The sequence below is a fragment of the Mesorhizobium sp. IMUNJ 23232 genome (assembly GCF_044326205.1).
Taxonomy (GTDB): Bacteria; Pseudomonadota; Alphaproteobacteria; order Rhizobiales; family Rhizobiaceae; genus Kumtagia.
Genome location: NZ_JBIRCY010000058.1, coordinates 31,399 through 48,720, shown reverse-complemented (window position 1 = coordinate 48,720; position 17,322 = coordinate 31,399). Strand labels below are relative to the sequence as shown.

At 63.3% G+C, this 17,322-nt stretch carries 17 protein-coding genes; 5 read left to right on the top strand and 12 right to left on the bottom strand.

Translation table 11 applies throughout. The features are described from left to right. Nucleotides 1-842 (top strand): ISNCY family transposase (locus ACH196_RS30205; RefSeq protein ID WP_396650554.1); only part of this gene is annotated, 842 nt, incomplete at its 5' end. A 349-nt stretch (nt 843-1,191) separates the two neighbouring features. Here ACH196_RS30205 and ACH196_RS30200 read toward each other — a convergent pair. Together ACH196_RS30200 and ACH196_RS30195 are read right to left on the bottom strand one after the other, a co-directional pair. Continuing rightward, entirely contained in the window at nt 1,192-1,635 is a 444-nt protein-coding gene (locus tag ACH196_RS30200; RefSeq protein ID WP_396650553.1) for a hypothetical protein, read from the bottom strand. A gap of 252 nt (nt 1,636-1,887) precedes the next feature. Beyond that, the gene (locus ACH196_RS30195; protein WP_396650552.1) at nt 1,888-2,376 is read right to left on the bottom strand and encodes a RidA family protein; all 489 of its coding nucleotides are present in this window, start codon (nt 2,374-2,376) and stop codon (nt 1,888-1,890) included. Nucleotides 2,377-2,568: 192 nt separating this feature from the next. Between ACH196_RS30195 and ACH196_RS30190 the strand changes: the two genes are divergently transcribed. After that, nucleotides 2,569-3,267: a TetR/AcrR family transcriptional regulator gene (locus ACH196_RS30190; RefSeq protein ID WP_396650551.1), complete on the top strand. Its 699-nt coding sequence runs from the start codon at nt 2,569-2,571 to the stop codon at nt 3,265-3,267. 206 nt (nt 3,268-3,473) lie between these two features. Here the strand turns inward: ACH196_RS30190 and ACH196_RS30185 are convergent, their stop codons facing one another. The 3 genes from ACH196_RS30185 to ACH196_RS30175 all read right to left on the bottom strand — a co-directional run bounded on the left by ACH196_RS30185 (nt 3,474) and on the right by ACH196_RS30175 (nt 5,700). Beyond that, nucleotides 3,474-4,640 carry an MFS transporter gene (locus tag ACH196_RS30185; protein ID WP_396650550.1) on the bottom strand — a complete coding sequence of 389 codons (1,167 nt, stop codon included), beginning with the start codon at nt 4,638-4,640 and terminating at the stop codon, nt 3,474-3,476. Nucleotides 4,641-4,652: 12 nt separating this feature from the next. Then, the gene (locus ACH196_RS30180) at nt 4,653-4,892 is read right to left on the bottom strand and encodes a DUF1127 domain-containing protein (RefSeq protein WP_396650549.1); all 240 of its coding nucleotides are present in this window, start codon (nt 4,890-4,892) and stop codon (nt 4,653-4,655) included. Between the two features lie 157 nt (nt 4,893-5,049). Next, nucleotides 5,050-5,700: a glutathione S-transferase family protein gene (locus tag ACH196_RS30175; protein ID WP_396650548.1), complete on the bottom strand. Its 651-nt coding sequence runs from the start codon at nt 5,698-5,700 to the stop codon at nt 5,050-5,052. Nucleotides 5,701-5,961: 261 nt separating this feature from the next. Here ACH196_RS30175 and ACH196_RS30170 point away from each other — a divergent pair, with 261 nt between their 5' ends. Both ACH196_RS30170 and ACH196_RS30165 read left to right on the top strand, forming a co-directional pair. Then, complete coding sequence (locus ACH196_RS30170; RefSeq protein ID WP_396650547.1) at nt 5,962-6,447, top strand: L-2-amino-thiazoline-4-carboxylic acid hydrolase; 486 nt, start codon at nt 5,962-5,964, stop codon at nt 6,445-6,447. 52 nt (nt 6,448-6,499) lie between these two features. Further along, nucleotides 6,500-8,008 carry a winged helix-turn-helix domain-containing tetratricopeptide repeat protein gene (locus ACH196_RS30165; RefSeq protein WP_396650546.1) on the top strand — a complete coding sequence of 503 codons (1,509 nt, stop codon included), beginning with the start codon at nt 6,500-6,502 and terminating at the stop codon, nt 8,006-8,008. 29 nt (nt 8,009-8,037) lie between these two features. On the opposite strand, the gene ACH196_RS30160 is transcribed toward ACH196_RS30165, so the two are convergent. Beyond that, a complete protein-coding gene (locus ACH196_RS30160) occupies nt 8,038-8,340 on the bottom strand; it encodes a hypothetical protein (RefSeq protein ID WP_396650545.1) in 303 nt (100 codons plus the stop codon). Between the two features lie 218 nt (nt 8,341-8,558). Here ACH196_RS30160 and mazG point away from each other — a divergent pair, with 218 nt between their 5' ends. Further along, on the top strand, nt 8,559-9,383 hold the full coding sequence (gene mazG, locus ACH196_RS30155) for a nucleoside triphosphate pyrophosphohydrolase (protein ID WP_396650544.1): 825 nt from the start codon (nt 8,559-8,561) through the stop codon (nt 9,381-9,383). Between the two features lie 21 nt (nt 9,384-9,404). Here mazG and hflX read toward each other — a convergent pair whose 3' ends face one another. From hflX to ACH196_RS30125, 6 genes are all read right to left on the bottom strand, one after another. Beyond that, nucleotides 9,405-10,703 carry a GTPase HflX gene (hflX, locus tag ACH196_RS30150; RefSeq protein ID WP_396650555.1) on the bottom strand — a complete coding sequence of 433 codons (1,299 nt, stop codon included), beginning with the start codon at nt 10,701-10,703 and terminating at the stop codon, nt 9,405-9,407. Between the two features lie 90 nt (nt 10,704-10,793). After that, on the bottom strand, nt 10,794-11,042 hold the full coding sequence (gene hfq, locus ACH196_RS30145) for an RNA chaperone Hfq (protein WP_106771102.1): 249 nt from the start codon (nt 11,040-11,042) through the stop codon (nt 10,794-10,796). Between the two features lie 144 nt (nt 11,043-11,186). After that, nucleotides 11,187-12,047, bottom strand: a complete 861-nt coding sequence (locus ACH196_RS30140; protein WP_396650543.1) for a D-amino-acid transaminase — start codon at nt 12,045-12,047, stop codon at nt 11,187-11,189. A 199-nt stretch (nt 12,048-12,246) separates the two neighbouring features. Further along, nucleotides 12,247-13,623 carry a Trk system potassium transporter TrkA gene (trkA, locus tag ACH196_RS30135; RefSeq protein ID WP_396650542.1) on the bottom strand — a complete coding sequence of 459 codons (1,377 nt, stop codon included), beginning with the start codon at nt 13,621-13,623 and terminating at the stop codon, nt 12,247-12,249. Between the two features lie 34 nt (nt 13,624-13,657). Continuing rightward, nucleotides 13,658-15,019: a sigma-54-dependent transcriptional regulator gene (locus tag ACH196_RS30130; protein WP_396650541.1), complete on the bottom strand. Its 1,362-nt coding sequence runs from the start codon at nt 15,017-15,019 to the stop codon at nt 13,658-13,660. Continuing rightward, on the bottom strand, nt 15,009-17,303 hold the full coding sequence (locus ACH196_RS30125) for an ATP-binding protein (protein ID WP_396650540.1): 2,295 nt from the start codon (nt 17,301-17,303) through the stop codon (nt 15,009-15,011). Before ACH196_RS30125 ends, ACH196_RS30130 begins: the two co-directional genes overlap by 11 nt. Nucleotides 17,304-17,322 lie beyond the last annotated feature (19 nt).

Sequence of the window (17,322 nt, the reverse complement as noted above, 5' to 3'; positions counted from 1 at the left end):
TGAAGTCTGAGAGCACCTTCAGCTACTTCGAGGCGCTGGAACTCTATCTGAAGGCACACGGCTGCCCGGTCGCATTCTATTCCGATAAGCACACGGTTTTCCGGATCGCTAAGAAGGATGCCAAGGCTGGCCGCGGCATAACCCAGTTCGGCCGCGCATTGTCAGAACTCAACATTGAGATCCTGTGCGCCAATTCGAGCCAGGCCAAAGGCCGGGTCGAAAGGGTCAATCGGACGCTGCAGGACCGTCTTGTGAAGGAACTGCGTCTCGCCGGCGTATCGGACATCGAGGCGGCCAATGTGTTCCTGCCGGCGTTCATGGCCGACTTCAACGAGAGGTTCGCCAAGGTCCCTGCCCGGCCAGACAATCTGCATCGCGCTTTGAATGTGCCGCCGGATCGGCTGCGCGACGTGCTGTGCAAGCGCGAGCTGCGTTGCGTGAGCCAGCAATTGTCGTTCTCTTATGAGCGTAAGCAAATCATGCTGGAGAAGAACGACATCTCGTGCGGTCTGGTCGGCAAATACGTTGACACCTACGAGTTCGCCGACGGCCGCCTGGATGTTCGCTGGAAGGCATGCTCCCTGCCCTACACCGTCTTCGACAAGGAGCAGCGCGTCACGCATACCGCGATTACCGAGAACAAGCGGCTCGGCGAGGTGCTGTCCTGGATCAAGGTCCAGCAGGACGAGACAGGGCCGGCGCCGAAGATCAAGACGAACAGCGAGCAGAGCGCCTACAAGAAACGCGGAACGAAACCGGGTCGCAGGACGGATTTCATGAACGATCCGGCTGTCATTGCCAGGCGAGAGAAGGCCTTGGCGAGGTTGGCGGCGGCGGAGTGAAGCGGCCCTCAAAGCTAAAGCCGAAGGAGTTCGACTGGATCACGCCCGATCGGGCTGCGCAACCCCGACCAGCTGACGCCCGATCGGACGCTCACGTCAGCGCCGGGAAGCGCGTCGCTGTCGCATTTCTAACTTGCTGCGCTCTGCCCGCTGAACGCCTGATGCGACATTTCTATTTTGCAGAACCGGCGACATTTCTACATCGCCGCCACATTCCGTTGAGGTCATACGGAGGTTAGCTTTGACCGCCATCGGCATCAAAATACCAAAACCCGCGCCCCCCCAAACGCACGTGGCGGATGGCGTTCGAATTCTCAAAAGGCGGAGCCTGACCGGCACTGGACGTCGGTCAGGACGTATCGATGCGTCCCGCCCCGCGGAGGACGATTGCGCCTCGCGCCCTCATGAAATGGCCCAGCCATACAATCGCCGCCGCGTGTTGTGCAGGATGCCCGTCCGGCCTGCAGCGAAACAGCCGCCGCCCGCCAGAACCCTGCAAGCCGCCGAGGATGGAGGCCAGCACACGCAAACAGCGGGCGAGCCGCAAAGCCTCGGCGCAACCGTCGCCACCTGCGCTGCGGATCGCAGCCGGAGGCAAGGCAAGCGCGCCGCCAGCCCGCTCATTGGCAAACGCCCGCGCGACTGCCTCGGCCGGCCGCAGGAACGACAGCACAAAAGCGCGAACCGGGAGCGGCAGGACGCAAAGGAGTTGGGCCAGAACGGCCAGCCGAAGCAGCATGAAAGCGATGCGGTTCAGCGTCTCCTGCTCGCCTTTGCGTTCTCTGCGGTCCATTCCAGCCTCCGTTCGGTGCGCATGATAGCAAAGCAGCGGAAAAGATCGAGGAAATAATTCCTATATCGTTTGGCATCGTATTGCATCGGCGTGGAATACCGGCAAAGCCCGATATCGAATGCTGACTGTATGTGAGCGGTGGCGCGCTCCACGGGTGGGGTGTCGCGCCGGCAACCCAACCCCCTCCGCCTTGACGTCCCCATCGGTTTCCCGTTCTCACAACTGGCAATCGCGCCTGATCCGTCGGCGCCGCTATTCCAGAATGGCAATGGCTTCCACCTCGAAGAGCATGGGATCAATTGCAAGCTTGGGAACGGGAACTAGGGTCTGCGCCGGCAGTGTCTCGCCGAACATTTCCTTGACGTTCCTGGTCAGCACCTCAAGCTTGGACATATCGTGGTCGACCACGAAGACCGTGAGCTTGGCGACCTGATCCGGTCTGGCACCGAGCGCATCCAGCGCAGTGCGCAAATTTGCGTAGGCCTGCTTTACCTGGACGGCGAAGTCGGGTGACAAGCCTCCTGTGCTGTCCTGGCCGCCCTGTCCGGAGATGTAGGCCACCCGGGCTCCGCGGGGCGTGATGACCGCCGTGCTGTAGCCATTCGGCGTCGGGTCGTAGAGGTTTTGCGGGTTGACGATGGTCAGCTTGCGATCACTCTCATTCGCGGTCGTCGCAGTGGGAACGCCGATGGTCATGGTGATTAGTCCTCCGATAAGCAGATGCTTGATTGCGTGTGACATGATTTTCTCTCGGCTCTGCCGACTGCGAGCACCCTCGCGGCCGGCATGATTGAACTTTAACCCATCGCCGATATGATCGATTCGTACAGCGTACCATACGATCGCATCGTACGTCGTACGAGTCAATCGCTTGGGATCGACATTGATCGTATTGCCGGCCCAAATCGACGTTCTGACCAGCGAGGAAGACAGATGGCAGCCAAGCGTGGCAGCGCCCGGGGCAAAGGGGCTCAACGGAAAGCCGAGTCGTCCCGGCCCGCGCAGGAACTGGGCGGTGAACCGCCGCTCTCTCGCGAACGCATCGTGGCGACCGCGGTGGAACTGCTGGACGCTCAAGGGCTAGACGGATTAACGATGCGTCGGCTGGCCGATCGCCTCGGCTCGGGCGTGATGAGCCTCTACTGGCATGTCGACAACAAGGAGGATGTCTTCGATCTGGCGCTCGACTCGGTGCTCGAATATCGCGGACCGCCGCGAATGGTTGAGCCTCAGGACTGGCGCGGAGAAGTCGTTCATATGCTCGAAGACTGGCGCGCCGCCATGCTGTGCCACCCCTGGTCGGCATCGCTGTTGCCGCGCCGGGCGCTCGGCCCGAATATTCTCGGTCGACTGGAACTGCTGGGCAAGACTTTGTCCAGAGCCGGTGTAGCGGACGCGGATCTGAACCCTGCGATATGGTCGCTCTGGAACTATGTCATGGGCGCCACTATCACCCGGGCGAGTTTCGACCTGTCGCACGACGACAGGGCTGTAGCGCAGCAGCGCCTTGAGCATCTCGAGGAACGCTACCCGGCAATCGAACGCTCCCGCCTGCTGCTGGATGACGATTGGGATGGCGCCTTCCAAAAAGGCCTAAGCTTCCTGCTCGATGGCCTCGCGCCGAGACAGTAACCATTCGTGCAAGCCTTTTGCTTTGGCCCTGGATCGCCGTGCCGATCGACGCACGATCTATTCGTGCTATTCGTGAAGAATCGGCTGTCGAAACAGTCACACCAAGAAGCCCCCCAACCTGAAGAACCTGCAAAGTCCCCTCGCCGCAGGCTTGCCATCCATGCAACGCGGCATGCCATAGACGCGGAACGCCGCAGGTGCCCCGATCAGACCTGCCTTCTCTCCACTATCAGAAACACCGCCAGGACACAGGACAGCAGGCCAAGCGACAATGGCAGCCCTGGATATCCGATCAGTTGCATCGCCAGTCCTGTCGCGGGCGAGCCCACGATGCCGCCGCTGCCCCATATGAAGGCGAAGGCCGCGGCGCCGGCGATCACGGCCTGGCCGGTGAAACGCTCGCCGAGTTGGATCAGCGCCATGGTGTAGATTCCGAACGACACCCCTCCCCAGATGAAAACGATCGGCCAGACGAGCCACGCGTTGAAGATCAGAGGCAGCAGCAGGCAGCCGGCCAGCGAAGCCAGAACGCAGAACAACATGGTTCGCGTCGAGCCAAACCGTTCGGCCACGCGTCCGAGCACGATCTGCAGCACGGCATTGCCCGCGGTGAAACAGGCGATGAGCGAAGCGATACGCGCCTCGGCGCTGCCGAGCGCGGCGCCATAGACCGCAAACAGGGACATCACGACCTGCTCGAAGGCGGCGGCGGCGAACACCGCAAACAACAGGAGCGGCGCAAGCGCGAAGAAGCTGCCGACCGATGTTGCTTCGCCTTCATCCGGCATGTCCGGCAGGCGCGGCACCACGGCAAGCACGATGAGGCCGCAGAGGATGAAAGCCACGATGCCGATCATGAAGGGCGGCCATCCCTCACTGCCGACCAGGCCGAGCGACAGCGGGCCGATGGCGAATCCAGCCGAAACGACTGATGAATAGAGGCCCATGATGCGGCCCCGGCGTGGGGCGGGCGTGATCGAGATCAGCCAGGTCTCGCTGATCACGTAAAGCGGATTGGCGAAGAAGCCGAGCAGGAAGCGCAGCGGCATCCAGGTCCAGACATCCTGCGTCCAGGCGATAGCGATCAGAGTGGCCGCTGCCAGGATAGAACCCAGGATCGCAAGCCGCGCCGCACCCACGCGCCGCGCCAGCGCCGGAATCAAGGGCGCGGATACGATGAAACCCAGCGGCGTCATCGCCGCCGACAAGCCGATGAGGCCGGGAGTCGTCCCCTGCCGCTCCAGGATGAAACTGAGCAACGGATAGGTCAGCCCCTGCGCCAGAGCGAAGACGGTGACGGTCGCAATAATGCCCGCCATCGCGGCCCACGGGATTCGATCCTCCTGCGGTGATGTCATGCTTTCGGCGGTCATAGCGGCCCTGCGCTATGCTCGCCAGAAGGGTTTGGCGACCTCGGCTTCCGCTTGCCGCCTCGTCAGGCCGATGTCGTCGATCAGGTGAGGATCGTCCCTCGACATCAGCGCAAGGTCTCGGCGAAAGCGTTTCCGCTTGTCCCAGATCGCTATGACGTTTCTCAGCGTCACCAAGCCGTAGCGCCGGCGCCACGCGGGCCCCATCGGCGTTTCCGGCCATGCCGCCCGATGCGGCGCAAGGGTATCGTTCATGGTTGCCTCCATGCAGTTGGAGGGCAAGAGGCCCTCGACCTGAAAGAGGCTGAATTCTGCTGGAAACGAACAGCGCCGTACTCAAGGCCCGCCAAATAGTTCCAAAAACTTCCAAAGGGACGGGTTGCCGACGAGCTACATGGCCCGGCGGCACCCGTCAGCCGGCCGATGTGGGGGTGAAAACCGCCAATTGTGCCTCGAAAGCCCTGATGTAGGCGGGTCGTGCTTGGCCGCGCGAGACGTAGGCGCAGAGGTTCGGATATTCCTCAAGTATACCCGATCCCTCCAGCCTGCGCAGCACCATCACCATCATGAGGTCACTGGCGCTGAACGCGCCGTCGAGCCAGTCGGCATCGCCAAGCCGCTTGGAAAGGTCATCCAGCCGGCCACGGACGCGATCCTCCATGATAGGCAGGCGCTCTTCGTACCAGGGCTTGTCGCGCTCCGCATACGGGGCCTGTTCGAGCTCAACGATCGGCGGCTCGACTGTATTGAGGGCCGCAAACATCCATGTGATCGCGCGCGCCCTGGCATTGGCATCGTCTGGCAGCAGGCCCGCATGGCTGTCGGCGATATGGAACACGATCGCCCCTGTCTCGAACAAAGCAAGATCGCCTTCTTCATAGGTCGGAATCTGCCCGAAGGGATGAAGCGCGCGGTGTGCCGGTTCCTTCATCTCGGTGAACGAAACAAGACGAACGTCGTAGGGCTGGCCCACCTCTTCGAGCGCCCAGCGCACGCGCATGTCGCGCGCGAGTCCCTGGCCGCGATCAGGAGACTGTTCAAAAGCGGTAATGGTGGGGATCATTGGGAGACTCCCGGTGATGCAGGACGCTGTCGAGATTTGGTTGCATGATTGCGCCGATCATTCTCATATGAGGTGTCCGGTGCTTGTGCTTTCATCCGGAGGACGAACGACCGGCGTAGCTCCCGACAGCGTACCTCGCCTTTTGGTTGGGATTGGGTTGCAAGTTTCCGGCGGCAAAATGGGCCGCGCTTTGCCTTTGGTTCGTTCGTACTTGATCGGGGTGCGGAAACGCCGCTGCGCAACACTATTCGGAGAGACGATTTGCGTAACAAGCCAACCAACAAGTTGCTGTACGACGCCATCAAGGACCGAGGCACGGCCTATCTGATGGTCTTTCGCGAACTGAAAGTCCGCTATGGCGAAGACGAAGCCAGGGACGTGATGCGAAGTGCAAGTCGCGCCCACGGTCTTCATATCGGCAAATCGCTTACGGGCTGTGCGCCGAGGGACTTCGAATGTATGGCAAAAGGCTTCGCGAAATCCCCGGATGACGGGTCGGTGTTTTCCCCGGACATACGGCGGCTCGACAGCACGTGCCTGGAAGTGAAGATGATGGCATGCCCGATCAAGGATGCTTGGGTTGAGGCCGGATGCAGCGAGGAGGAAATCGTCACCTTGCTTTACTGCGCTTCCGCGCTCGACGAGGCGACGCTGGAAGCGGCGGGCTTCGACTTCGAGATTGAACTCTGGTCCCCCGGACAGGAGGGCTGCTGCCTGACCCGGATTACGGAGAAGACCGCACCGTGACCACCTCCGCCTTGTCCACGCCTACCCGCACAGTTTCCTAAGGATACGTCGCATGCAGGGATCGCGCTTGGCCTTTGGTCCGTTCGTGCTTGATCCGGGTGCGGGAACGCTGCTGCGCAACGATGTCCCCGTCCCCGTCGGTTATCGCGCGTTAAAACTGCTTGCCGCGCTCGCCGGGCGGCCTGGCGATATCCTGGGCAAGGCGGAGTTGATGGACGCGGCCTGGCCGGGCATGGCCGTCGAGGAAGGCAACCTCACTGTCCAGATCGCACAACTGCGCAAGCTGCTTGGCCCCGTCGACGACGACGGCGAATGGATCGCCACGGTTCCGCGCGTCGGCTACCGCTTCGCGGGCAGCGTCGAACAACTCGGCAGCGCTGGCCGAAGCCCAATGCCACCGCCCGGCAAGCCGTCGATAGCCGTGCTGCCCTTTGTCAACGTCAGCAACGATCCCGAGCAGGAAGCATTCGCGGACGGGCTGACCGAGGATCTGATCACGGATCTCGCCAGGATCTCCGGCCTGTTCGTCATCGCCCGCAACTCGGCCTTCGCCTACAAGGGAAAGGCGATGGAGTTGCGCGGCATCGCGCAGGACCTTGGCGTTCGCTACCTGCTGGAGGGCAGCGCAAGACGCGCTGCGGGGCGCGTGCGCATCAACGCCCAACTGGTCGACACGGTGAGCGGCGACCATCTATGGGCGGAACGTTTCGACCGCAGCCTGGACGATATCTTTGCCGTTCAGGACGAGGTCACCGCCAGGATCGTCGAGGCGCTGCTCGGCCGGCTCCGTGCGCCACTGCCGCGCAACCGGCCCAAAAACCTCGAGGCCTACGATCTTTGCGTGCGGGCGCGCAAGCTGATGGACGATTCCCCGCAGATGGCGCGGGAGGCGCATCTCATGTTGACGCGCGCGGTTTCGCTCGATCCGGGATACGCCGACGCCTATCGCTGGCTTGCGATGAACCACTGGATGGGATGGGTGCATTCCGGCGGACCATCTGAATCCAGCCGTAGCGTTGCATTGGAATTGGCACGCAAGGCCGTTGCGATCGATCCCGACGATGCCGGCTGCCGCTGGGTGCTTGCGTACTTGTTTGCCTACAACCGCAATTTCGCCAAGGCGGACGCGGAATTCGGCAAGGCGATCGAACTTGATCCCAACGAGGCCGACGTGTGGGCGGCATTGTCCGACATCACGGTCCTGGCCGGGCGCGTCGAGGAAGGCCTTGAACACATTCGCAAGGCTTTCCGACTGAACCCGTTCCCGGCAAGCTGGTACTATCTGGCGCTTGGACAGGCGCAATACGCGGCTGGCGACTACGAAGCCGCTGTCGAGACACTGCGCAGGGACGAGACCTATCGGACGAGCTCGCGCCGTTTCCTGGCGGCAAGCCTTGCGCAGCTCGGTCGGTTAGACGAAGCACATGCGGAGGCCGAATTGTTCCTCGTCGGAAACCCCGATTTCACCATCCGCCATTGGGCCGCGACGGAACCATTTCGTGACGTTGCGACGCTCGAACATTTCGTTGATGGCTGCCGTAAGGCTGGTCTTCCGGAGTGACGCGCCGGCGCGCGCGCAACAAGCTGAGGTCAGCGCGACGAATGCGGAGGCGCCACGCACTGGATGACCTGGCACGGTCCGTCTGCCGCGGGAACGCTCCGGGTCCTTGGGACCCGCAGCGCCTCGCAATCCTCGCGGCTGCCGACATAGAGGTTGTAGATCGGCACGCCGGGAGACTGCTTCGACTGGAAGCGCAGGATCGCCGGGCTGTCACGATCCAGCGCCGCCTGGATGTTCACGCAGGACATGCGCTGCGTGTCGTAGCGCGACACCGCGTTGGCCGGCGCAGCCGCCACCAGCAATGACACCACCGCAAACATCATCCGTTTCATGGGGATAGCCTCGTGAATGCCCGCCTGGCCACACTTATGCGTCCAAATGCTTCGCGCAAGCGTGTCGGCAAGCGTTGCGTGTCGTCATCGGATCACATACGCGTCAACGGCGATTGGCTGGCCGAGTCGGCTCTCCGGCCTTGGTCTGGCTGTGGATAACCGGCGACGCCGGTCCGCCTCGGGAGGCGCGCGCCGGGCAGGCGCGCTAACGTCACTTGATGCGCCCTTCCCGCGAAATTTCCCGTCTCATTGAAATCATGGCCGCGCTGCGTGCCCCGCTCGGCGGTTGCCCTTGGGACGTCGAGCAGAATTTCAAGACCATCGCGCCTTACACGATCGAGGAAGCCTATGAGGTCGCCGATGCGATCGCGCGCGGTGATCTTGATGACCTCCGCGAAGAGCTTGGCGACCTGCTGTTGCAGGTCGTCTACCACGCGCGCTTGGCCGAGGAGGCTGGCGAATTCTCCTTCGGCGACGTGGTCGAAGGCATCACGAAAAAGATGATCCGCCGCCATCCCCACGTGTTTGGCGACACCGAGGCCCGCAGTGCCGGCATGGCCAAGGGCATGTGGGAGAAGATCAAGGCAGAGGAAAAGGCCGAGAAGCGAGCGGCACGGCTGGCGCGCGGGCTTGACCCGGAGGACAACGGCAAGGGATATCTCGACGGCGTCCCCCTCGCCTTTCCTGCGCTCACCCGCGCGCTGAAACTTCAGGAGAAAGCGGCGCGTGTCGGCTTCGACTGGGGCGATGCCGCGCCCATCCTCGACAAGATCGAGGAGGAGATCGCCGAATTGCGCGAGGCGATTGCGATCAAGGACCAAGCAGCGGCCGAGGACGAGTTCGGTGACGTGCTGTTCGCGCTGGTCAATTTCGCGAGGCATTTGAAGATCGATCCGGAAGCGGCACTCAGCGGCACCAATGACAAGTTCCGCACCCGCTTCCACATCGTCGAGGCAGCACTGCGCGCACACGGCCGCTCGCTGGAGGACGCGTCTCTGGAGGAGATGGAGGAAGAGTGGCAGCGCGCGAAGGCGGTGCGATGAACTCCCGCTGCGCCCGAAGCCTTAGCCGACTTTGCCCCTGACCTTCAGCCGGCTTTCGATGTCGTCGCGTGCCGCCGAAGTCGCCAGCAGCTTGAACGTGACGCTGCCGTCGTCATTGTCCTCGCGCGAGACCACGTCGCCGTTGCGGTAGACCCAGTCCACCAAGCCAAGCTGCGATGGCGCGAGCGTGATGTCGACCTCTGCCAGCACGCCGGAAAGCCGCTGCTCGATCAGCGCCGACAGCGCCTCGATCCCCTCGCCCGTCACCGCCGAGATCGGCACCGGCGGGCTGTCCTCGTGCAGGCGCGCATCCTCCAGCATACGCTGGCGCGTCGCCTCGTCGAGCAGGTCGATCTTGTTCCACACTTCGATGACATGCGTCTGGTCCGTGTCGACGCCGAGATCGGCGAGGATACGCTCGACATCCTCCGCCTGCGCCGCCGTATCCGGATCCGAAATGTCGCGTAGATGCAGCACGAGATCGGCCTCGATCACCTCTTCCAGCGTCGCGCGGAACGCGGCGACCAGATGTGTCGGCAGGTCGGAGATGAAACCCACCGTGTCCGACAGGATCACCGGCGTGCCGTGCGGCAGGCGCACGCGGCGCAGCGTTGGGTCCAGCGTGGCGAACAGCATGTCCTCGGCCAGCACCTCAGCCCCGGTCAGCCGGTTGAACAGCGTCGATTTGCCGGCATTGGTGTAGCCGACGATGGCGACCACCGGGAATGGCACTTTTCTGCGCTTGGCGCGGTGCAGGTCCCGGGTGCGGCGCACCTGCTCCAGCTCGCGCTTCAGCTTGATGATCTTGTCCTGCAGCGCGCGCCGGTCCGCCTCGATCTGGGTTTCGCCGGGGCCGCCGAGGAAACCCGCGCCGCCGCGCTGCCGCTCGAGGTGGGTCCAACTACGGACCAGCCGCCCCTTCTGGTAGGTCAGATGCGCCAGATCGACCTGCAGCGTGCCTTCCTTGGTGCGGGCGCGCCGGCCGAAGATTTCCAGGATCAGCCCGGTGCGGTCGAGCACCTTGGCCTGGGTTTCCTTCTCCAGGTTGCGCTGCTGCACCGGGGTCAGCGGGTGGTCGACGATCAAAAGGCCGGCATGCGTGTCCTTGATGATCGCCGCCAGTTCCTCGACCTTGCCGCTGCCGAACAGCGTCGCGGGACGCGGCTCGTTGACGTTGACGACGGCCGAATGGGTGATTTCGAGGTCAACGGCGCCGGCCAGTCCTACGGCTTCATCGAGGCGCGCCTGCGCGGATCGGGTCAGGCGCGGCCGGCTGCGGTCGTCGTCGTCGCGGGCGGCGGGCAGGACCGGCACGACCACGACGGCGCGCTCGGTCGGCGCCTCGCTGGAGACGCCTGCCCCCTTCCCCTTGCCGGGCGCCCCGGCGCCCGCGGAAATATCATGTGTCAATCAGGAGCCTTGGCTGCCGTCTTCGGCGTCGAACATCTGCACCGGCTGGCTGGGCATGATCGTCGAGATGGCATGCTTGTAGACAAGCTGCGAATGCCCGTCCCGTCGCAGCAGGACGCAGAAATTGTCGAATGAAGTCACGACACCTGTCAATTTAACGCCGTTGATCAGGAAAATCGTAAGCGGGTTTTTGCTCTTGCGAACAGAGTTCAGGAAAAGGTCCTGAAGATTCTGCGATCTTTCCGCCATCGTTTTGTTCTTTCGCCGGTCCCCTGGGAGATGCAGGCCAATGCGCCAAAATAATCGGCACGTGTCAAGCGAGCAAATCCATACTCCGCTTGTATCCAGACAAGCGCAATCAGGTTTGATTCAGATACGTCAATGTGCCCGGTATCAGGCTGGGCGTTTTTCCGCAACGTCAAAAAAAGCTTCGCGTAGGGAAAGTGTGACAGAGCCCGGATGTCCGTTGGCGATTGTCTGGCCGTTGATCGCGACGACCGGCATAACCACCGTCGTTGCGGAGGTGATGAAGGCTTCGCGCGCCGCCTTGGCCTCCTCGACGCTGAAGTAGCGTTCCTCGACCACGAGGCCTAGCGACTTGGCGACGGCGAACAGGGTGGTTCGGGTAATGCCGCGCAGAATGCCCTGGTCGGCCGGACGTGTGACGAGCTTGCCGTCCGGGGTGACGATCCAGGCGTTGGACGATCCACCTTCCTTGACGTTGCCGGCGGTGTCTACGAACCAGGCCTCCTGCGCACCGGCCTCCTTGGCTCGCTGCTTGGCGAGGACGTTCGGCAGAAGACCGACGGTCTTGATGTCGACGCGCTCCCAGCGGTTTTCCGGCACGGTAATGACCTTGATGCCGGTCTCGGCCCGTTTTGCGTTGATGGCCGGATCCGCCTTCTTGGCGATGACGACCAGCGAGGGTCTTGCATTTGCCGGGAAGACGAAATCGCGGTTGGCCACGCCGCGCGTCACCTGAAGGTAGACCAGCCCGTTGGTGACCCGATTGCGGCGGACGACCTCGCCGACAATCACCTCCATCGCGGCACGGCGTACCGGCCAGCCGATCGACAGTTCGCGCAGTGAGCGCTCCAAACGATTGAGGTGCCCCGTCGTGTCGATGATGTGGCCGCGCGCCACCTCGCAGACCTCGTAGACTCCGTCGGCGAACTGGTAGCCGCGATCCTCGACATGCACGCTGGCTTCCCGGTGGGCGACGTAGCGCCCGTTCACATAGGCTATACGCGGCATGCAATGTCCTCTCGGCCCTTCGATCGAATGTTCCCTTATCCGATTCAGCCGCGCCGGCAAAAGGGCGGAGATTGTGCCGAAGACAATTGGTTACGGGTTAGTTGCCCGAAGAACTCGGCAGCAATCCGACAGTTGGGAACTGCCGGCAGGGGCGTTCTTGCCCAGCCCCGGGAGTGCGGAATCCAGATCCTGACCGGACTCAGAAGAACTCCAAACTCACCCGGAACATCTGCTCGACCTGCTTGACCGCCTTCTCCAGCGCGAAGATCACTACCCGGTCTTTTGCCTTGATGCGCAGCGAGCCGCTCGGCTTCAGCACCACGCCGTCGCGGTAGACGGCGCCGATGCGCATGCCGTCCGGAAAGTCGAGATCACGCAAATAGACCCCGACCAGCGGCGAGGTTTCCAGCGCCTCGGCCTCGATCACCTCCGCCGCGCCGTGCTGCAGGCTGTGGACGGCGCGGATGCGGCCGCGCCGCACATGCTGGAGCACACGCGACACCGTGACTGAGCCCGGGTTGAGCGTCGCATCGATGCCGACCGTCTTGGTGATGTCGAGAAAACTCGGATTGTTGATCAGCGCCAGGTTCGACTTGCAGCCCAGCCGCTTCGCCATGACGCTGGACAGGATGTTGACCTGGTCGTTGTTGGTCAACGCGATCATCAGCTCAGCTTCCTGAATGTCCGCCTCGTGCAGCATGCGCTGGTCCAGCGCACTGCCGTGCAGCACCACGGTGCGGCGCAGCGAATCGGCGGCAGCCACCGCCCGGTCGCGGTTGGCTTCGATGATCTTGATTCGTGTGCGGCCCTGCTTCTGCTCGATCTGGCTGGCAACGTAGAGGCCGATATTGCCACCGCCAGCAATGACGATGCGTGTTGCCTCCTGCTCCTCATGGCCGAACAGGCCAAGCGTGCGGCGTATCTGGTCGCGATTGGCCACCACATAGGCAATGTCGCCGACGAGCAACTGGTCGGCCGAGCGTGGTATGAACAGTTTTCCCGCCCGGTTGACGCCGGCCACCGTCGCCGGCAGGTCCGGGAACAGTTGCGAAAGCTGCGACAGCGGCGTGTTGATGACCGGGCAGTCCTCCAGGCATTCGATGGCGACGGTGGCGATCTTGTTGTCGGCGAAGCGCACTACGTCGGTCGCGCCCGGCAACGCGATACGCCGCATCACCATTTCGCCGACTTCAAGCTCCGGCGAGATGATGACGTCGATCGGCAGATGCTCGCGCGAGAACAAGTCCTGGTAGTGTGGCTGCAGATAGGCCTGGGCACGGATGCGCGCGATCTTCATCGGCACGTTGAACAGCGCGTGTGCGACCTCGCAGGCGACGATGTTGACCTCGTCGTAGAGCGTCACCGCAATGATCATGTCCGCCTGCTGCGCGCCGGCCTTTTCCAGCACGTCCGGATGCGCGCCATGGCCGACGAAACCGCGCACGTCGAGCGCGTCGCGAACCGTCTGGATCAGGTCGGGCGAGGTGTCGATGATCGAGACGTCGTTCTTCTCGGCCGCCAGCCGCTCGGCGATGCCATAGCCGACCTGCCCTGCTCCGCAGATGATGACGCGCATTCAGATACCGGCGAAACCGAGGCAGGCGTGCAACTCAGACCCCCAGCGACTTCAGCTTGCGGTGCAGCGCCGAGCGCTCCATGCCGATGAACTCGGCCGTGCGCGAGATGTTGCCGCCGAAGCGATTGATCTGGGCGATCAGATATTCCTTCTCGAACATCTCGCGCGCCTCGCGCAGCGGCAGCGCCATGATGTGATGGTCGTTCTGGCTGGGCGCGCGCGGCATCACGTCGCCGATCTCCGCCGGCAGCAGGTCGGAGGTGATCGGCGCATCCACGTCGTCGCCCCTCACCAGGATCATCAACCGCTCGATGTTGTTGCGCAACTGGCGCACGTTGCCCGGCCAGTTATGCGCCTGCAGCACCGCCATCGCGTCATTGGCGATCCGCCGCGGCTTTATGCCGGCAACGCGCGCCACCTGCTTCATGAAATTGTCGACCAGATACGGAATATCTTCGCGCCGTTCCGCCAGGCCCGGAACCAGCACCGGCACCACGGCCAGCCGGTGGTAGAGATCCTCGCGGAACCGGCCTTCGGCGATCAGCCCTTCCAGATTCTGCGCGGTGGACGAGATGATGCGTACATCGACTTTGACGCGTTTCGTGCCCCCTACCCGCTCGAACTGCTGCTCGACCAGCACGCGCAGGATTTTTGCCTGCGTCTCGCGCGGCATGTCCGCGACCTCGTCAAGATACAGGATGCCGCGATGCGCCTCCTCCAGCGCACCGACCTTGCGCTCCGTGCCGTTGGATTCAGTGCCGAACAGCTCGATCTCCATGCGCTCCGGCGTGATCGTTGCCGCGTTCAGCGCGACGAACGGGCCGTTCTTGCGCGCCGACGCCGCATGGATGGCGCGCGCCACCTGCTCCTTGCCCGCGCCGGACGGCCCCATGATCATGATGCGGCTGTTGGTCGGCGCGACACGCTCGATGGTCTGGCGCAGTTGCGTCATCGCCGACGACATGCCGATCAGGTCATAAGTCTCGCCGCTGCGGTTCTTCAGCTCCGAAACTTCGCGCTTGAGTTTGGAGGTCTCGAGCGCGCGCTCAGCGACGAGGATCAACCGGTCGGACTTGAACGGTTTTTCGATAAAGTCGTAGGCGCCGCGGCGGATCGCCGAGACGGCGGTCTCGATGTTGCCGTGACCGGAAATCATCACCACCGGCAGGTTGGGGTGCATCACCTTGATCTCGTCCAGCAAAGCGAGCCCGTCCAGCCGTGACCCCTGTAGCCAGATGTCAAGGAACACCAGGCGCGGCACGCGGTCGGCGATGGCCGCAAGCGCGCTGTCGGCGTGGTGCGCCGTCCGCGTCTCGTGGCCTTCGTCGCTCAGTATTCCTGCGACCAGTTCGCGAATGTCTTCTTCGTCGTCGACGACCAGGATATCAGACGCCATTTGCGACCTTTTCAGTTTCTCTCTGTGTTTGCGAAGGAGTCCCCTCCTCCTTCGCCTCCGTCCGCTCGGCCGATGCCGGCAGGAAGATGCTCACCATCGCACCCTTGCCGCCGTGGAAATCCGCTGGGGCGTCATGCAGTTCCAGACGCCCGCCATGATCCTCGATGATCTTCTTGACGATGGCGAGGCCGAGCCCGGTGCCCTTCTCGCGCGTCGTCATATAGGGCTCAAGAAGCCTTTGACGATTCTCGCGGGGCAATCCCTTGCCATTGTCCATCACGTCGACGCGGATGACGCCGCTGTCCTGCCTGGCGGCGATGCGCACGACGCCCGGTCCGCCTTCCGACCGATCCACCGCGTCGATCGCTTCCGTCGCGTTTTTGATGACGTTGCCGAAGGCCTGCGCCAGGAGCCGGCTGTCATATTTGCCTTTCAGCACCTCGCCGCCATAGGCGCGCTCGAAAGCGATGTCAGAGCGGCTGACCTCGACCAGGAAAGACGCCTCGCGCAACGGCTCGCGCAGGTCGACCTCCCTGATTTCCGGCTTTGGCATGCGAGCGAAGGAGGAGAACTCATCGACCATGCGGCCGATATCGCCCACCTGCCGAATAATCGTGTCGGTGCACTGGTCGAAGATCTCGCGATCCTCGACGATCACCTTGCCGAAGCGCCTGCGGATGCGCTCGGCCGAGAGCTGGATCGGTGTCAGCGGGTTCTTGATCTCGTGGGCGATGCGGCGCGCCACGTCGGCCCAGGCCGAGGTGCGCTGCGCGGTGACGAGGTCGGTGATGTCGTCGACAGTGACGACGAAGGATTGCTCGGCGGTGTCACGCTCGCCGCTCTCCAGCGTCACCTGCACGTTGAAGGTCCGCTCCGTTCCGGCGCGGGCAAAGGTCACCTGCTCGCGGTAGACCGGCCGGCCGGAGCTGCGGCCGATCTCGAAGACTTTTCCGACATGCGGCAGCACTTTTGACAGGTTCTGGCCGACGCTCGCCTGCGCCGAGATCGCAAGCATCGTTTCCGCCGAGCGGTTGACAATCGTGATCGTTCCCGTCGAATCGACGCCGATGACGCCGGCCGTCACGCCCGCCAGCACGGCTTCCGAGAACCGTCGCCGCTCGTCGACAAGGTCCTTGGCCGTCAGGATTTCGTTGCGCTGCGACTTCAGTTCGAGCAGCATCTTGTTGAACGTGTCGCCCAGCGATGCCAGGTCGCCATCGGACTGCCGCACCGGAACTGAGACATCGAGATTGCCGGTCGCCACCTCGTCGGCCGCGCCGATCAACTGGCGGATCGGCCGCACCAGACGGTCGGCGACCGCTATGCCTGTCCAGATCGCCGCCAGCACGATGACCAGCGTCACGCCGAGATAGAGCAGCGCGAAGGCGACCTGTGTGGTTCGCCTGTTGGCCTCGAGCCCACGATAGTCGGCGGTGTTGACGGTGACGATCTGCCGGGCCTTGATGACGTCGGGGTCGACCAGCCGGATCGTATAGAGATAGGTGTTGTCGAATTCGCGCAGCTTGACCACGGCGCCGACGATGTTCTTGGTGCGCGGCTCGATCAGCACCGGCTGGCCGTTCTGTGCGTCGTCGACTGCGCCTGCCGGCGGCTCCGGCATGGTGAAATCGGCCTGCGTCTGCGCCTGCATGATGAACGAGCCGTCCGGACGGATCAGCGCGGCGTGTGCCAGCGCCCTGCCGACCGCCTGCTGGCTCAGGAAATCGCGAAACCCGGTACGATCGAGATTGTAGAGCGTTCTGGCGTTGGCAAGGTCATAGGCCATCGACAGGGTTGTGCCCTGCAGGTTGCGGGCGTTCTCGCGCACATAGGCTTCGGCGATCGACAGCGAGGAGTTGACGATCGTCCTTGTGCGGATCTCGAACCAGCGGTCGAGGCCGACATCCAGCGTGATCGAGGCGAAGATAGCTACGATGATCGCCGGGATCGCGGCGACTACCGAGAACATGGCGACGATACGCACATGCAGGCGCGATGCCGCCTTCTCGTTTCTGCGGGCCGCGACGATGCGATGCACCTCGCGTCCGATCAGGCCGATCAGGAAGAGGATCAGGGCGGCGTTGACGCCGATGACTGTGGCGAGCGTGGTCGTGCTGTCCGGTGCGAACGGCGTCGCGCCGACCAGCACCGCGAAGGACAGCGCCGCCGCGACTAACGCGCCGACCACGGCGATGACGCCGGTCAGCGCAAGCAGCCGCCGTCCCTCGAATGCCCTGCCATTCGGGAAAAGCGGTCCTGGTGCGGTCGGAGCGTCGATTGCCATACTGCCTGCGTGGTCCGGA

What these genes read in the sequence shown, in the direction of transcription:
- ACH196_RS30200 (WP_396650553.1), bottom strand. Translation starts at nt 1,635, where the DNA reads ATGGACCGCAGAGAACGCAAAGGCGAGCAGGAGACGCTGAACCGCATC.
- ACH196_RS30195 (WP_396650552.1), bottom strand. Translation starts at nt 2,376, where the DNA reads ATGTCACACGCAATCAAGCATCTGCTTATCGGAGGACTAATCACCATG.
- ACH196_RS30190 (WP_396650551.1), top strand. Translation starts at nt 2,569, where the DNA reads ATGGCAGCCAAGCGTGGCAGCGCCCGGGGCAAAGGGGCTCAACGGAAA.
- ACH196_RS30185 (WP_396650550.1), bottom strand. Translation starts at nt 4,640, where the DNA reads ATGACCGCCGAAAGCATGACATCACCGCAGGAGGATCGAATCCCGTGG.
- ACH196_RS30180 (WP_396650549.1), bottom strand. Translation starts at nt 4,892, where the DNA reads ATGAACGATACCCTTGCGCCGCATCGGGCGGCATGGCCGGAAACGCCG.
- ACH196_RS30175 (WP_396650548.1), bottom strand. Translation starts at nt 5,700, where the DNA reads ATGATCCCCACCATTACCGCTTTTGAACAGTCTCCTGATCGCGGCCAG.
- ACH196_RS30165 (WP_396650546.1), top strand. Translation starts at nt 6,500, where the DNA reads ATGCAGGGATCGCGCTTGGCCTTTGGTCCGTTCGTGCTTGATCCGGGT.
- ACH196_RS30160 (WP_396650545.1), bottom strand. Translation starts at nt 8,340, where the DNA reads ATGAAACGGATGATGTTTGCGGTGGTGTCATTGCTGGTGGCGGCTGCG.
- mazG (WP_396650544.1), top strand. Translation starts at nt 8,559, where the DNA reads ATGCGCCCTTCCCGCGAAATTTCCCGTCTCATTGAAATCATGGCCGCG.
- hfq (WP_106771102.1), bottom strand. Translation starts at nt 11,042, where the DNA reads ATGGCGGAAAGATCGCAGAATCTTCAGGACCTTTTCCTGAACTCTGTT.
- ACH196_RS30140 (WP_396650543.1), bottom strand. Translation starts at nt 12,047, where the DNA reads ATGCCGCGTATAGCCTATGTGAACGGGCGCTACGTCGCCCACCGGGAA.
- trkA (WP_396650542.1), bottom strand. Translation starts at nt 13,623, where the DNA reads ATGCGCGTCATCATCTGCGGAGCAGGGCAGGTCGGCTATGGCATCGCC.
- ACH196_RS30130 (WP_396650541.1), bottom strand. Translation starts at nt 15,019, where the DNA reads ATGGCGTCTGATATCCTGGTCGTCGACGACGAAGAAGACATTCGCGAA.
- ACH196_RS30125 (WP_396650540.1), bottom strand. Translation starts at nt 17,303, where the DNA reads ATGGCAATCGACGCTCCGACCGCACCAGGACCGCTTTTCCCGAATGGC.